10 protein-coding genes are annotated in these 14,789 nt (G+C 73.8%); 6 read left to right on the plus strand and 4 right to left on the minus strand.

The annotated features are described in order from the left end of the window. Nucleotides 1–9: 9 nt before the first annotated feature. The 3 genes from AB0K14_RS20910 (at nt 10) to AB0K14_RS20920 (ending at nt 4,597) form a co-directional block, all read left to right on the plus strand. Nucleotides 10–1,035 (plus strand): LacI family DNA-binding transcriptional regulator, encoded by a 1,026-nt coding sequence (locus AB0K14_RS20910; protein WP_360451735.1) that lies wholly within the window; start codon nt 10–12, stop codon nt 1,033–1,035. After that, nucleotides 1,032–2,093, plus strand: coding sequence for a winged helix DNA-binding domain-containing protein (locus tag AB0K14_RS20915; RefSeq protein ID WP_360451737.1), 1,062 nt, complete (start codon nt 1,032–1,034; stop codon nt 2,091–2,093). Before AB0K14_RS20910 ends, AB0K14_RS20915 begins: the two co-directional genes overlap by 4 nt. Before the next feature lie 203 nt (nt 2,094–2,296). After that, on the plus strand, nt 2,297–4,597 hold the full coding sequence (locus AB0K14_RS20920) for a LuxR C-terminal-related transcriptional regulator (RefSeq protein ID WP_360451739.1): 2,301 nt from the start codon (nt 2,297–2,299) through the stop codon (nt 4,595–4,597). Here AB0K14_RS20920 and AB0K14_RS20925 read toward each other — a convergent pair. From AB0K14_RS20925 to AB0K14_RS20935, 3 genes are all read right to left on the minus strand, one after another. Continuing rightward, on the minus strand, nt 4,569–5,210 hold the full coding sequence (locus tag AB0K14_RS20925; RefSeq protein WP_360451741.1) for a GNAT family protein: 642 nt from the start codon (nt 5,208–5,210) through the stop codon (nt 4,569–4,571). The genes AB0K14_RS20920 and AB0K14_RS20925 overlap by 29 nt on opposite strands. A gap of 58 nt (nt 5,211–5,268) precedes the next feature. Then, nucleotides 5,269–6,510: a cytochrome P450 gene (locus tag AB0K14_RS20930; RefSeq protein ID WP_360451743.1), complete on the minus strand. Its 1,242-nt coding sequence runs from the start codon at nt 6,508–6,510 to the stop codon at nt 5,269–5,271. Between the two features lie 442 nt (nt 6,511–6,952). Then, nucleotides 6,953–7,414 (minus strand): MarR family winged helix-turn-helix transcriptional regulator, encoded by a 462-nt coding sequence (locus AB0K14_RS20935; protein ID WP_360451745.1) that lies wholly within the window; start codon nt 7,412–7,414, stop codon nt 6,953–6,955. Nucleotides 7,415–7,485: 71 nt separating this feature from the next. Between AB0K14_RS20935 and AB0K14_RS20940 the strand changes: the two genes are divergently transcribed. After that, the gene (locus AB0K14_RS20940) at nt 7,486–8,538 is read left to right on the plus strand and encodes an LLM class flavin-dependent oxidoreductase (protein ID WP_360451802.1); all 1,053 of its coding nucleotides are present in this window, start codon (nt 7,486–7,488) and stop codon (nt 8,536–8,538) included. A gap of 189 nt (nt 8,539–8,727) precedes the next feature. Here AB0K14_RS20940 and AB0K14_RS20945 read toward each other — a convergent pair whose 3' ends face one another. After that, the gene (locus tag AB0K14_RS20945; RefSeq protein WP_360451747.1) at nt 8,728–9,291 is read right to left on the minus strand and encodes a peroxidase-related enzyme; all 564 of its coding nucleotides are present in this window, start codon (nt 9,289–9,291) and stop codon (nt 8,728–8,730) included. 365 nt (nt 9,292–9,656) lie between these two features. Here AB0K14_RS20945 and AB0K14_RS20950 point away from each other — a divergent pair, with 365 nt between their 5' ends. Then, nucleotides 9,657–13,460, plus strand: coding sequence for a Pls/PosA family non-ribosomal peptide synthetase (locus AB0K14_RS20950; protein ID WP_360451749.1), 3,804 nt, complete (start codon nt 9,657–9,659; stop codon nt 13,458–13,460). Beyond that, the gene (locus AB0K14_RS20955) at nt 13,457–14,728 is read left to right on the plus strand and encodes a M1 family metallopeptidase (RefSeq protein ID WP_360451751.1); all 1,272 of its coding nucleotides are present in this window, start codon (nt 13,457–13,459) and stop codon (nt 14,726–14,728) included. The genes AB0K14_RS20950 and AB0K14_RS20955 overlap by 4 nt, the downstream gene beginning before the upstream one ends. Nucleotides 14,729–14,789 lie beyond the last annotated feature (61 nt).

The raw sequence follows: 14,789 nt of genomic DNA on the forward strand, positions 1-14,789 counted from the left end.
AGGACCGACATGGACGGCGCGACCGCCCGGTTGAGCGACATCGCCGCGCAGGCCGGGGTCAGCGAGGCGACGGTCAGCCGGGTGTTCAACGGCAAGGCGGGCGTGTCCGCGGCGACCCGCCAGGCGGTGGTCGCCGCGATGGACCTGCTCGGCTACGAGCGCCCGCCCCGGCTGCGCCAGCGCAGCGCCGGGCTCATCGGGCTGATCACCCCCGAGCTGGGCAACCCGATCTTCCCCGCCCTCGCGCAGGTCGTGGAACAGGTGCTGACCAGCGCGGGCTACACGCCGCTGCTGTGCACGCAGACACCGGGCGGCTCCACCGAGGACCAGCTGACCGAGATGCTGGTGGACCGGGGCGTGGCCGGGATCGTGTTCGTCTCCGGCCTGCACGCCGACTCCACCGCCGACATGGGCCGCTACACCAAGCTCGCCGGCCGCGGCATCCCGTTCGTCATGATCAACGGCTACACGGAGAAGATCTCCGCGCCGTTCATGTCCACCGACGACCGGGCGGCCATGCGGCTCGCCGTGTCGCACCTGGTCGAGCTGGGGCACGAACGCATCGGCCTGGCCGTGGGCCCGCGCCGGTTCGTGCCGGTGCTGCGCAAGATCGAGGGCTTCGTGCAGCACATGCGCACCGCCCTGCCCTACACCGCCGAGCAGGCGGAGGCGTTGGTGCGGCACTCGCTGTTCACCGTCGAGGGCGGGCAGTCCGCGGCGGCGTCGCTGCTGGACAAGGGCTGCACCGCGATCGTGTGCGGCAGCGACCTGATGGCGTTCGGCGCGATCCGGGCGGCCCGGCAGCGCGGGCTGGACGTGCCGCAGGACGTGTCCGTGGTCGGGTTCGACGACTCGCCGCTGATCGTGTTCGCCGACCCGCCGCTGACCACGTTGCGCCAGCCCGTGGAGGCGATGGGCCAGGCCGCCGTCAACGCGCTGCTGGAGGAGATCGGCGGCACGCCCGCACCCCACGCGGAGTTCGTCTTCCTGCCCGAGCTCGTGGTGCGCGGCTCGACGGGCGCGGGGCCGAGGTGACCGCCGGTCGGGCCAGGGCGCTGCGCATGCGGGCACAACGCCTGACGACCCCGGCCCGTTCGCTGGCCGGGCTGCTGCACGACGTGCTCGCCGTGCAGGCGCAGGACATCACCGCCGCCGGTCTCGCCGTCCGCGCCCGCACCACCGACGTCTCCCCCGCCGACCTGCGTGCCGCGCTCGACGCCGGTGACGTCGTGCGCACGTGTGCCATGCGCGGCGCGGTGCACCTGCTGCGCCGGGAGGACGTCGGCTGGTTGGTGGCGCTGCTCGGCCCGGTGAACGTGGCCCGCTCCCGACGTCGCCGGCAGGAGCTCGGCCTCACCGACGAGGTGTGCGCGCGGGCCTTGGCCGCCCTGCGCGAAGTGCTCACCGAGCCGCTGACCAGGTCCGAGGTCGTCACCCGGCTGGCCGACGTCGGCGTGGCGCTCGACCCGACCGGCGCCGCACCCTCCTACCTGCTGGCCTACGCCGCCAACGAGGGCGTGGTCGTCGCCGGCGAGTCGACCTACCGGCTGCTCCCCCGCACCGACCACGAGCCACTCGGCATCGCCGAGCTCGTCCGCCGCTACCTGCGCGCGTACGGCCCCGCGACGGTCGAGGACTTCACCGCCTGGAGCGGCCTGCCGGAGGTGGAGGTGCGCGCCGCGTTCCCGTTCGACGAGCTGGTCGAGGGCGAGCACGGCTGGCAACCGCCCGCCACCGACGCCGCCGACCTGGACGGCACGGTCCGCCTCCTCGGGCCGTTCGACACGTTCCTGCTCGGCTACGCCGACCGGACCCTCCTGCTGGACCCCCTGCACGCGCCTCTCGTCCGGCCCGCGGGCCCGCACGTCGTGGTGGACGGCCAGGTGCGCGGCACATGGCGGCGTCGTGACGGCCGCGTGGTGGTGGAGCAGTTCGGCCACATCCCGGTCTCGGAGCTCGACGTCGAGGTGGAGTCGGTGCTGGCGTGGGCGTCGTCCGGTGACCCGGGGCACGGGCCGTCAACGCCGACCCCGTCCGGGGCCGCCCGGCAGGTCCGGCGAGGAGACCCGCACGGTGCCCTCGGCAGGCGGTAGGAAACCGCCGCTGCGGCCCGTCACGTTCCCTTGCGCAACTCGATGCGATTCTTTGCAGGCCGAACCGGGCGGCACAACCGTGCCGGCGCTCTGACAAGGGCGAACGCGCGTCGATCCGCACAACTGTTTGCAAACTGGTTCGCTCACGCGTTGCTTCGTCGATCTCATGCCGTGCGCACTCGTCGATGTCGTACGGTGTCCGGATGACCGAGCGGGCAGCGGGAGGCGGTGTGGTGCCGCGGGCGCTGAGTTCGTTCGTCGGCCGCAAGGATCTGCTGGCCGAGCTGCGCCGGCGGATGGGTGTCGCGCCGCTCATCACGCTCACCGGCGTGGGCGGCGGCGGCAAGACCCGGCTGGCGCTGGAACTGGCCGCCCAGGTGCACCGCGCGTACGACGACGGCGTGCGCGTGGTGGAGCTGGCGTCCGCGCGCGGCGGTGACCCGGAGTTGTTGGCGCAGGTCGTGCTGAGCGCCGTGGGCGTGCCCGACCAGGCCACCACGACGCCGTTGGACACCTTGGTCGACTACCTGCGGCCGCGGCAGGTGCTGCTGGTGCTGGACAACTGCGAGCACCTGGTCGAGCCGGTCGCGCAGCTGGTGCGCGCGGTGCTCGGCGCGGCGCCCGGCGTGCGGGTCCTGGCCACCAGCCGGGCCCGGCTGCGGGTCCCCGGCGAGGTGCTGGTGATGGTGCCGCCGCTGGACGTGCCCGCCGAGGACGCGCCGATGGACCTGGACTACGAGTCCGTGGCGCTGCTGGTCGACCGGGCCGAGGCGAGCGTGCCCGGCTGGCACGTGACGCCGGACAACTGGCCGGACGTGGTGCGGGTGCTGCGCCGCGTCTCGGGCATCCCGCTGGCCATCGAGCAGGCCGTGGTGCGGATGCGGTCCATGCCGGTGTCGCTGCTGGCCGACCGGCTGGACGACGTCATGCGCGTGCTCACCGCCAACGACACCACCGCGGTGGAGCACCACCAGACCATGGCCGCGCTCATCGACTGGAGCCACGCCCACTGCACGCCCGCCGAACGCCTGCTGTGGGCGCGGTTGTCGGTGTTCGAGGGCGGGTTCAGCCTGACCGCCGCCGAGGCCGTGTGCGCCGGTGACGGGCTGGCCGCCGAGGACGTCGCGGACGCGCTGGCCGGGCTGCTGGACAAGTCGATCGCGCTGCCGTCCGCCGACCGCAGCCGCTACCACCTGCTGGAGCCGTTGCGGCAGCACGGCGCGGCCCGGTTGCGGTCCGCCGGCGAGGTGCGGGACGTGCGGCAACGGCACCAGGACTACTTCCGGCGCGAGGCGGCACGGCTGGCCGAGTCGTTCGTCGGGCACAACGAGGCCGCGTTGCTGGCGGCGGTCGACGCGGACATGGCCAACCACCGGGTGGTGCTGGCCGACCTGATCCGCCATTCCGGCACCGCGCACGCCGGGCTGCAGATGAGCGTCGACCTGGCCCGCACCCGCTGGTACACCTATGCCGGTCGATTACCCGAGGAACGGCTCTGGCTCGGACGCGCGCTGGCCGCCACACCGCCGGCCGCGGACCCGTTGCGGGCCAGTGCCATCGCGCTCGACGCGTGGATCGCGCTGTGCCTGGGCGTGGAGCGCGAACTCGTGGCGCGGCGGGTGGACGAAGCCGACGCCATGGCCCGCGAGGTCGGCGGGCCGGTGCCCGCGGTGACGTTCGTGCGCGGCGCGTACGCCGTGCTGGCGCTGGGCGCGATCGACGGGGTGGAGCTGCTGCGGCAGGGGCACGAGGAGTTCGGCGCGCTGGGTCCGGCCTTCGCCGTCGACCACCACCTCGCGCACATCCTGCTCACCGTGTCGTTGGTGCTGCTCGGTTCCCGCGAGCAGGCCGAGCTCGCGGCGGAGGAGTTCCACGCCGAGTGCCAGCGGCTCGGCGCGTTGTGGGGCATCAGCTGGGCGCACTGGTGCCGCGGTGTGGTGCAGACGCGGTGGGGCGACCCGGTCGGCGCGCTGGACGTGCTGATGGAAGGTCTGCGGGTGCAGCGGGAGATCCGCGACAAGTGGGGTCCGCTGTGGTCGATCGAGGCACTGGGGTGGGCGCACTCCCGGGCCGGCGACGGTTCCGCCGCCGCCCGGATGCTCGGCCTGGCGCACGGCCTGCACCGGGTGACCGGTGTGCGGGTGGACGGCCTGGTGCCGTTCGCGTGGGTCACCGCGCAGGCCGTGGCGCGGGCCAAGGCGGTGCTCGGCGAGGACGAGTACGCGCGGGCCTACTCAAGCCCGGCGGAGTCCGTGGAGCAGGCGCTGGCCGTCGTGCTGGACGAGGTGCCGACCCCGGAACCCGACCGCCGTCCCGGCGGCCTGACCCCGGCGGAGTGGAACGTGGCCAGGCTGGTGGGCGACGGGCTGTCCAACCCGGAGGTCGCCACCAGGCTGGTCATCTCCCCCGCCACCGTGCACACCCACCTGACCCGCATCTACCGCAAGCTCGACATCACCAACCGCCACCAGCTGATCAGCCTGCTGGCGAGCATGGCGGACTAGCGGGGCCGTCGGCCCGCACGGCGGTCGCCGGCCGGCCCCGGTGGCGGGCCCACTCCGGGCCCAGGATGGACATCGGTACGGCGTCGACCCGTTCGCCCTTCCACAGCAGCGCTTCGCGCAGCACGCCCTCGGCGACGAAGCCGACCTTCTCGTAGACCCGGCGGGCGCGCGGGTTGGAGGCGTAGACCTCCAGCGAGACGCGGTGCAGGCCCAGGTACTCGAACCCGTGGCCGACGATCAGCCGCGTCGCCTCCGTGCCCAGGCCGCGACCGACCGCGCCCGGCACGAGGGCGACGCGGAAACCGCAGCTCTCGTTGGCCGCGTCCCAGTCGTTGAGCACCGCCTCGCCCACGACCTCGCCGGTGGCCCGCTCCACCACGGCCAGGTCGAGCCGGTCGCCCTGACGGCCACGCGTCTCGTACCACGCCCGCAGCCGCGCCTCGTCCAGCTCGCCGTGGCTCCCGGTCAGCCGCGCGACGTCCTCGTCCAGCAGCATCGGCATGAGCGCGGGCAGGTCGGCCGCGGTGACGGGCCGCAGCACTACCAGCTCACCGGTCAGGGTGGGTTTGACGCGGAAACCGGCCGCCGGCGCGGTCGGGTCGTGATCAGCCATGCGCGCAGTCTGTCGGTCCGACCGGCCGCTGTCCCCCGCTTATCCCTCGTCCGCGTGATCACGGCTCCAGCAGCACGCCCGCCGCGGCGAACGTGTTGGGCACGACCTTGTCGCCGCGCTCCAACTCCGACGGGTCCACCGCCAACCGGGCGCGCGGCGCACGTGCCCGCAACGCGGTCAACGCGACCTGGGCCTCGATCCGGGCCAGGTGGTTGCCCAGGCAGTAGTGCACGCCGTGCCCGAACGCCGCGTGCCCCAGCGCCGCGTTGCCCGCCACCGGCACGCGCGTCGGGTCGAACCGGTCCGCGGTCGGACCGTGCACCAGCGGGTCGCGACCCGCCGTGCCGAGACCGATCATCACCACCGAGCCCTCCGGGAGGACGCCGCCGGGCAGGGCGATGTCGGCGGTGACCCGGTAGTGCGGCGTGACGCGGACCGGCGGGTCCCAGCGGGCCGCCTCCTCGACCGCGGCGGCCACCGTGTCCGGGGTGAGCGCCTCCCACGCGCCGGGCGTCGAGAGGAGGGCCACGGCGGCGTTGCCGATCAGACCGGTCGTCGTCTCGTGCCCGGCGACGACGAGCAGGATCGCGGTCGTCAGCAGCTCTTCCGGGGTCAGCCGCTCGCCGTCGACCTGCGCCTGCACCAGCCCGCTGAGCAGCGCGTCGTCCGGCTGCTCCCGCTTGTACTCGATCAGGCCGGCCAGGTAGCCGAACATGGCGTCGGAGGCGGGCACCACGAGCTCGGGCCGTTCGGTCATCATCGCCGCGGTCCAGTGGTGGAGCCGGTCGCGGTCCTCGGCGGGCACGCCGAGCAGGTCGCAGATCACCGCCAGCGGCAGCGGGAACGCCAGGCCCTCGATCAGGTCGGCGTCGTTGGGCAGGGCGGCGACCATCTCCTGCGCGGCCTTCTCGACCGCGGGGCGCAGGGCGTTGATGCGGCGCGCGGTGAACGCCTGCGACACCAGGGCGCGCAGCCTGCGGTGGTGCGGCGGGTCGGTGTTCAGCATCGACGGGCCGATGATGCGCGACAGGTCGGTCGGCCTGCCCTTGCGCGCCAACTGGTCCTGCATCGCGGCGCGCAGCCCGGCGGCGTCCTTGGCCAGCCGCTCGTCGCCCAGCAGGGCGCGCGTCGCCTCCAACCCCATGGTGGTGACGAAGACTTCGAGACCGTTGGGCAGCTCGGCCGGGTGCGCCGGGCCGATGCGGGCCAGCGCGTCCTCGTGGGCGTGGTGCTGCCATCCGCGCAGCGGGCCGCCGACGAGGGCCTGTCGGTCCGGGGCGAACTCCGCGGTCAGCTGCACGTCGTCTCCTTGTAATGCGATGGGGGTGATACGGCGTCCACTTTCGTGTGAACGCCACACGCCGCGCATCCACCGCTCTCCGTATTCCGGGTGACAGCGTACGGAGATCGGTGCACGTAGCCGTGACTTCGCGGATACGGAGGTGCATACGGAGGTTTGCTGATGCGGACTCCCGCACGAGTGCGAGACGCTGGAGGGTGTTCGGCACCCCGACGGCCGGACACCGGCCGAGCGGTCAGGCCGCCCGGCCACCGCACGGCATCCCGGGGGGGACGGGGAGGGGCCGCACCCGCGCGGCCCCTTTTCCCGACACCGGCCTTGTTCCGACCGCGGCTTCCCGGCTGCGGCTCCTCCGGGAACCGGTTTCCCGACTGCGACTCCCGACTGCGACTTCCCCGGCACCGGCTTCCTGTCGCCGGGTCCTCGCCCGACGCCGGCCCGTTCAGCCGTCGGTGGCGATCCGGTCGAGCACCCGGCGGAACACCCGGTCGAGCACGTCCGCCTCCTCGACCGACAACCCGTCGAATACGTACCGCCGCACGGTCTCCACGTGCGAGGGCGCCACCGACTCGATCGCCGCACGTCCGGCGGGCGTGAGCCGCACCATCGAACCGCGCGCGTCCTCCGCGCACTCCTCGCGGGCGACCAGCCCGCGCTTCTCCATCCGCCCGATCTGGTGGGACAGCCTGCTGCGCTCCCAGCCGACCAGCGCGCCGAGCTCACGTGAGCGCACGACACCGTCCGCGGCTTCGGACAGCGGCACCAGCAGGGCGTAGTCCGCGTTGGACAACCCCGAGTCGCGCACCAGCTGCCGCTCCAACGCGCTGTGCAGCTCGCGGTTGACCGCCAGGTACGCCTGCCACACCCGCGCCTCCCGCTCGTCCAGCCACCGCGGTTCGTCCATGCGCCCAAGCTAGCAAGATGTTGACGCGTCATCAATCGTTGCGCTATGTTGTTGACGTGTCCACAAAGGGAATGCAGCTCGGGATCTACAGCTTCGGCGACCGGCACGCCGACCCCCTGACGGGTGAGCGGGTCTCGGTCGCGGACAAGCTCGCGCAGACGCTGGAGCGCATCAGACTCGCCGACGAGCTCGGCCTGGGGTTCTACGGGCTGGGCGAGCACCACCTGGCCGACTACGCGATCTCAAGCCCCGGCACGGTGCTGGCCGCCGCGGCGAGCGTCACGTCGCGGATCACGTTGAGCAGCGCGGTCACCGTGCTCAGCACCGAGGACCCGGTGCGGGTCTACCAGCAGTTCACCACGCTCGACCAGCTCAGCCGGGGCCGAGCCGAGCTGCTGGCCGGGCGCGGGTCGTTCACCGAGTCGTTCCCGCTGTTCGGGGCGAACCTGGAGGACTACGACGAGCTGTTCGAGGAGAAGCTGGCACTGCTGCTGCGGCTGGACCGGGAGGACCCGATCACGTGGTCCGGGCGGTTCCGCGAGCCGCTGAAGAACGCGCACGTGTACCCGCGGCCGTACGGTTCGCGGCTGCGGATCTCGGTCGGCACCGGCGGCAACCCGGAGTCGTCCATCCGGGCGGGGGTGCTCGGCCTGCCGGTGGTGTACGCGGTCATCGGCGGTGAGCCGGAGCGCTTCGCGCCGCTGGTCGACCTGTACCGGCGGGCGCGCGAGGCGGGCGGGCAGGATCCGGCGGGCTCGGACGTGACGATGAGCGCGATCGGGCTGATCGCCCGTCGCTCGCAGGACGCCAAGGAGGCGTTCCACCCGTACTGGCTGGAGACGATGAAGTACGGCGCCCGGGCGCGCGGCTGGCCCGTGCCCTCGCGCGCGGAGTACGACGAGTGGACGCGGGGCGCGCGGTCGATCTTCGCGGGCAGCCCCGCGGAGATCGCGGAACGGCTCGTCTCGGTGGGCCGACTCGTCGGCGCGGACCGCTACGCGATGCAGATGGACTGGTCCGGCGTGCCGCACCGGCTGGTGATGGAGGCGATCGAACTGCTGGGCACCGAGGTCATGCCCCTGGTGCGCGCGGAACTCGGCTCACCGGCGGTCGGCGCCGAGTGAGGCGGGCCGGATGACGCGGGCCGAGTGGGGTCGGCGCGGAGTGATGCGGTGCGAGGGGAGCGAAGTCGGCGCGGGACGGGCGAGGTCCGCGCGGGGTGACGCAGTGCGAGGCGGGCGAGGCCGGCGGCGAATGAATTCGGCGCGGGCGGCGGGGGCGGCGGGGGCGGCAGGGTCGCCCCCTTCCCGCCGTCACTCCACCGCGGCCCGCACACCTCCGAGCACCGGGTAGCTGGTCGCCAGCAGCCGTTCGGTCAACTGCCGGTACACCTCCGGGTCGTCGGGTACCGCAGCCGCGAGACCGGTGACGTACCGGTTGAACATCGAGAAGGTCGCGGCGATGAGGACCACGTCGTGGATCTCGCGATCCGTCGCCCCGAGGTCGCGGGCCCGATCCACCACCTCGTCGGTGACGGCCTTGCCGCTGAGCGCCACCGCCTCGGCCAGGCGCAGCAGCGCGCGCAGCTTCTCCGGGATCGGCGCGTGGTCGAAGTCCACGCAGACCTCGTCGACCAGCCGCGCACCGCCGGCCAACTGCGCGGCGGCGAACGAACCGTGGATCCGCCTCGTCCAGCGGCAACCGTTGCGCTCGGAGACGAGGGCGACGACCAGCTCGCGCTCGCCCCGGCTCAGCGTGTTCTCGTCGCGCAGCAGCACCTCGGTGAGGTCGAGCAGCGGCCCGGCGGCTTCCGGGCGGTATGCGAGCAGTCCGGCTATACCGGGCTTGTCCGTGTCGTCCAACTTGATGCGTGGCATGAGGTCCCCCCTCATTCGGTCCGGGCGTGTCCGCGCCCGGCTTGAGCGTTCGATGATTGCCCAGGAATCGTTGCGGCGCGGAAGAGTTCGGCACATTCCCACCAGGACAGCACTCTGCGACAAATCACCGTCCACTGAGGACACGAGCCGTCATGGTCGACCGACGCACGACCATGACGCTGTGTGACACCACCCACTCGCGGTCACGTCGACGCGACGGTCGAGTGAATCACCGGTAAAGTCGCACGTCGGCGGTTCGCGGCTGCGACCACCGAGGCTGCCTGGCCGGTCCCCCCGGGTGCGGAGCAGCGATCCCACTCCCCGGAGGACTACACAGTGCGTTCAGCTTCCAGCGGTGCCCGCCGGTGACCATCGCCCCCGACACCGCGTTGCCCACGCTGATCGGCACGCCCGCGCTGTTCCGCGCCGGCGCCGCCGCGCCCGAGCGCACCCTGGTCGCGATCCTCGCCGAGACGGCCGACGAGCACCCCCACTCCCTCGCCCTGGACGACGGCACGACGTCGTTGACCTACCGGGAACTCCTGGACGTGGTCGACGCGCGGAGCCGCGAGCTGGCCGCGGCCGGCGTCGGCGTGGGCGACCGGGTCGGGATCCGCGTCCCGTCCGGCACGGTCGAGCTGTACGTGGCGGTGCTGGCGGTCCTGGCGGCCGGCGCGGCGTACGTGCCGGTGGACGCCGACGACCCCGACGAGCGCGCGGAACTCGTGTTCGGCGAAGCCGGTGTGTGCGCGGTCATCACCGGTGAGCTGGAGCGGCGCGGCACGCCGATGGGTCTGGTCGGCTCGCCCTCCCCGGACGACGACGCGTGGATCATCTTCACCTCCGGCTCCACCGGCAAGCCCAAGGGCGTCGCGGTCTCGCACCGCGCCGCCGCCGCGTTCGTGGACGCCGAGGCCCGGCTGTTCCTGCCGGAGGACCCGATCGGCCCCGACGACCGGGTCCTGGCGGGCTTGTCCGTCGCCTTCGACGCCTCGTGCGAGGAGATGTGGCTCGCCTGGCGCCACGGCGCGTGCCTCGTCCCCGCGCCCCGCGCCTTGGTGCGCACGGGTTTCGACCTTGGCCCCTGGCTGGTCGAGCGCGAGGTCACGGTGGTGTCCACGGTGCCGACGCTGGCCGCGCTGTGGCCGGTGGACGCGCTGGACGACGTCCGGCTGCTGATCTTCGGCGGCGAGGCGTGCCCGCCGGAGCTGGCCGAACGGCTCGCCGTGGACGGCCGGGAGGTCTGGAACACCTACGGGCCGACCGAGGCGACCGTGGTGGCGTGCGCGGCCCGGCTGACCGGTGCCGGCCCGGTGCGGATCGGCCTGCCGCTGGACGGCTGGGAACTGGCCGTGGTCGACGCGACCGGCACGCCGGTGCCGATGGGCGGCGACGGCGAGCTGGTGATCGGTGGCGTCGGCCTGGCCCGCTACCTCGACCCGGCCAAGGACGCCGAGAAGTTCGCCGCACTGCCCGGGTTGGGCTGGGACCGCGCCTACCGCAGCGGTGACCTGGTCCGCGCCGAGCCCGAGGGCCTGCTGTTCCTGGGCCGGGCCGACGAGCAGGTCAAGCTGGGCGGGCGGCGCATCGAGCTCGGCGAGGTCGACGCGGCGCTCCAGGCGCTGCCGTCCGTCGCCGGCGCCGCCGCCGCGGTGCGCACCACCAAGGCGGGCAACCAGGTGCTGGTCGGGTACGTGGTGGCGGGCGAGGGCTTCGACCCGGCCGCCGCGTCGGCCCGGCTGCGCGCCGCGCTGCCCGCGGCCATCGTGCCGCTGCTGGCGACCGTCGACACGCTCCCCACCCGCACGTCCGGCAAGGTGGACCGGGCCGCGCTGCCCTGGCCGCTGCCGTCGCTGGACGCGGCCGTGCCGGCGGAAGGGCTCACCGACACCGAGCGGTGGCTGGCCGAGCAGTGGTCGGAGCTGCTGGGCGCACGGGTGGGCAACCCCGACGCGGACTTCTTCGCCCACGGCGGAGGCAGCCTCGCCGCGGCCCGGTTGGTCTCCACGATCCGCACCCGCTACCCCAGCGGGTCGGTCCACGACATCTACCAGCACCCGACGCTGCGGGCGTTGGCCGCGCGGCTGGACGAGCTCAGCGGCCACCGCGCCGCCACCCGCGAGGTCGTGCCGACGCCGCGCCGCACCGGCGTGGTCCAGTCGCTGCTGCTGGTGCCGTTGCTCAGCCTGGTCGGGCTGCGCTGGTCGGTCGCGCTGGCCGCGGTCGGCAACGTCCTCGGCTTCACCACGCCGGTGTCGTGGTGGTGGATCGCCGCGGGGTGGCTGGCGTTCGTCAGCCCGCCCGGCAAGATCGCCATCGCGGCCGGCGGCGCGCGGCTGCTGCTGCGCGGCCTGCGCCCCGGCACGTACCCGCGTGGCGGCGGCGTGCACCTGCGGCTGTGGACCGCCGAACGGCTCGCCGAGTTCAGCGGCGCGACGAACCTGGCCGGCTCCTGGCTCACGCACTACGCTCGCGCGCTCGGCGCGAGGATCGGCCCGGACGTCGACCTGCACACCGCGCCGCCGGTGACCGGCATGCTCAAGCTCGGCAGGGGCTGCGCGATCGAGCCGGAGGTCGACCTGTCCGGGCACTGGGTGGACGGCGACCGGCTGCACGTCGGCCGCATCCGGGTCGGCGCGGGCGCCGTGGTCGGCGCGCGCGGCACCTTGTTCCCCGGCGCGCGGATCGGCAAGCGGGCGGAGGTCGCGCCCGGCTCGGGCGTGACCGGCTCGGTGCCCACGGGGCAGCGTTGGGCCGGTGTCCCGGCGCAGCGCGACGGCAAGGCCGCCCGTCCCGGTCCGCGGCCGCCGCGATCGTCGTGGTGGAAGCTGGTCTACGCGCTCACGACGTCGGTGTTGGCCCTGCTGCCGGTCGCGGCGGCGGCGCCCGCGGTGCTGCTGGTCGTGCGCGAGCCGTTGACGCTCGGCTCGGCGCTGCTCGCGGTCCCGTTGGCGACGGTGGTCTGGCTCGGCTCCAACGCGCTGCTGGTGCTGGTCTGCGTGCGGCTGCTCGGGATCGGGCTGCGGGCCGGGACGTACCCGGTGCACAGCCGGATCGCCTGGCAGGCGTGGACCACCGAACGGCTGATGAACACCGCCCGGGTCGTGCTGTTCCCGCTGTACGCGAGCCTGTTCACGCCGGTGTGGCTGCGGGCGCTCGGGATGCGGGTCGGTCGCCGGGTCGAGGCCTCGACCGTGCTCGCCCTGCCGAAGATGACCACCATCGGCGACGGCGCGTTCCTCGCCGACGACACCATGGTCGCCTCCTACGAGCTGGGCGGTGGCTGGTTGCGCATCGCCGCCGCGCGGGTCGGCAAGCGCGCCTTCCTGGGCAACTCGGGGATGACGGCACCTGGCCGTTCGGTGCCCAACCGGGGCCTGGTCGGGGTGTTGTCCGCGACGCCGAAGCGCGCCAAGGCGGGCAGCTCGTACCTGGGCATGCCGCCGATGAAGCTGCCGCGCGCGGCCGAGCAGGGCGACCTGAGCCGCACGTTCGACCCGCCGCGGCGGCTGGTCGTGGCACGGGCGCTGGTCGAGCTGTGCCGGATCGTGCCGGTGATGTGCCACGTGGCGCTGGTCGTCGGCGTGCTGTTCGCGATCCGCGCGGTGATGTCCGTGTGGGCCTGGCCGCTGCTCGCCGGGCTGGTGCTGCTGGCGGCCGGTGTGCTCGCGTGCGCGGTGTCGGCGGCGGCGAAGTGGCTGCTGGTGGGCCGGTTCCGGGCGCGGGAGCACCCGTTGTGGAGCGGGTTCGTGTGGCGCAACGAGCTGGCGGACACCTTCGTCGAGGTGCTCGCGGTGCCGTGGCTGATCGGTTCGGCCGGCGGGTCGCCGGTGATGGCGGTCTGGCTGCGCTCGCTCGGCGCGCGGGTCGGCCGCGGCACGTGGGTCGAGTCGTACTGGTTCCCCGAGTCGGACCTGGTGCGGCTGGGCGACGGCGCGACGGTCAACCGGGGGTGCGTGGTGCAGACCCACCTCTTCCATGATCGGATCCTGCGCATGGACGAGGTGGGGTTGGCGGACGGGGCCACGCTCGGCCCGCACGGGATCGTGCTGCCGGGTGCGACGGTCGGCGCGCACGCGACGGTCGGCCCGGCGTCGTTGGTGATGCGCGGCGAGCACGTGCCGGCGGGCACGCGGTGGCTGGGCAACCCGATCTCCGCCTGGCGATGACCGGCCCGTACCTGTCCGACCACGGCGACGGCGGCTACCGGGTCTCCCACTACGACCTGGAGCTGGACTACAAGCCGCACACCGGTCGGTTGGCCGGGCGCGCGACGCTGTCGGCCGTGGCCGCGGGCCCGTGCGCGCGCGTGGTGCTCGACTTCGGCACGCTGACCGTGAACCGGGTGCTGGTGGACGGCCGACCCGCGCGCCACGTGCACGGTGGCGGCAAGCTGCGCGTGCGCCCGACGCGGCCGGTGGACGGACCGTTCACCGTCGAGGTCCGCTACTCGGGTGTCGCCCGCCCGGTCCGCTCCCGGCACTGGGGCGAGCTGGGCTGGGACCAGCTCGCCGACGGTGCGCTGGTGGCGAGCCAGCCGATCGGCGCGCCGTCGTGGTTCCCGTGCAACGACCTGGTGCGCGACAAGGCGCCCTACCGGATCGCGGTCACCGCGCCGTCGCCGTACGCGGTGCTGGCCAACGGGGTGCCGATCGGCCGCCGCACCGGTGGCAGCAGCACGACGTGGGTCTACGAGCAGGCCGAGCCGATGGCGACCTACCTCGCGTCGGTGCAGATCGGTCAGTACGAACGGCTGCGGCTGGCCGACGGCCAGGACGTGGCCGCGCCCGCCCGGCTGCTGCGGGCCGCCAAGCACGACTTCGCCCGGCAGCCGCGGATGATGAGCGTGTTCGAGGAGCTGTTCGGCCCCTACCCGTTCCGGGCCTACCAGGTCGTGGTGACCGACGACGACCTCGAGGTGCCGGTCGAGGCTCAGGGCATGTCGGTGTTCGGCGCGAACCACGTGGACGGCAACCGCGGGTACGAGCGGCTGGTCGCGCACGAGTTGGCGCACCAGTGGTTCGGCAACAGCGTCGGCCTGGCCGACTGGCGCGACATCTGGCTGAACGAGGGCTTCGCCTGCTACGCGGAGTGGCTGTGGTCGGAACGCTCCGGCGGCCCCGCGGCCGCCGCGCACGCCGCCCGCGCGCACGCCCGGCTGGCCCGGTCGCCGCAGGACCTGCGGATCGGCGATCCCGGCGTGGCCAACCTGTTCGACGACCGGGTCTACCAGCGGGGCGCGCTGACGTTGCACGGGCTGCGGACCCGCCTGGGTGACGCGGCGTTCTTCGGCACGCTGCGCGAGTGGACCGACGGCCACCGGCACGGCACCGCGACGACCGGCGACTTCGTGGCACTGGCCCAGCGCCGCGCGGCCGAGCCGCTGACCGCGTTCTTCCGCGCCTGGCTGGCCGAGCCACGCCTACCCGTCATGTGACACAGGTCACGCAGCGCTCGCCGCCCGGTGTCCTCATACCCGGCATGGAAGAAACTTCCGC

The organism is Actinosynnema sp. NPDC050801 (genome assembly GCF_040673975.1).
In the GTDB taxonomy this organism is placed as follows: Bacteria; Actinomycetota; Actinomycetes; order Mycobacteriales; family Pseudonocardiaceae; genus Actinosynnema.

Excerpts from the sequence above, each read along its gene's own strand:
- AB0K14_RS20910 (WP_360451735.1), top strand. The coding sequence starts at position 10 with ATGGACGGCGCGACCGCCCGGTTGAGCGACATCGCCGCGCAGGCCGGG.
- AB0K14_RS20920 (WP_360451739.1), top strand. The coding sequence starts at position 2,297 with ATGACCGAGCGGGCAGCGGGAGGCGGTGTGGTGCCGCGGGCGCTGAGT.
- AB0K14_RS20925 (WP_360451741.1), bottom strand. The coding sequence starts at position 5,210 with ATGGCTGATCACGACCCGACCGCGCCGGCGGCCGGTTTCCGCGTCAAA.
- AB0K14_RS20935 (WP_360451745.1), bottom strand. The coding sequence starts at position 7,414 with ATGGACGAACCGCGGTGGCTGGACGAGCGGGAGGCGCGGGTGTGGCAG.
- AB0K14_RS20940 (WP_360451802.1), top strand. The coding sequence starts at position 7,486 with ATGCAGCTCGGGATCTACAGCTTCGGCGACCGGCACGCCGACCCCCTG.
- AB0K14_RS20945 (WP_360451747.1), bottom strand. The coding sequence starts at position 9,291 with ATGCCACGCATCAAGTTGGACGACACGGACAAGCCCGGTATAGCCGGA.
- AB0K14_RS20955 (WP_360451751.1), top strand. The coding sequence starts at position 13,457 with ATGACCGGCCCGTACCTGTCCGACCACGGCGACGGCGGCTACCGGGTC.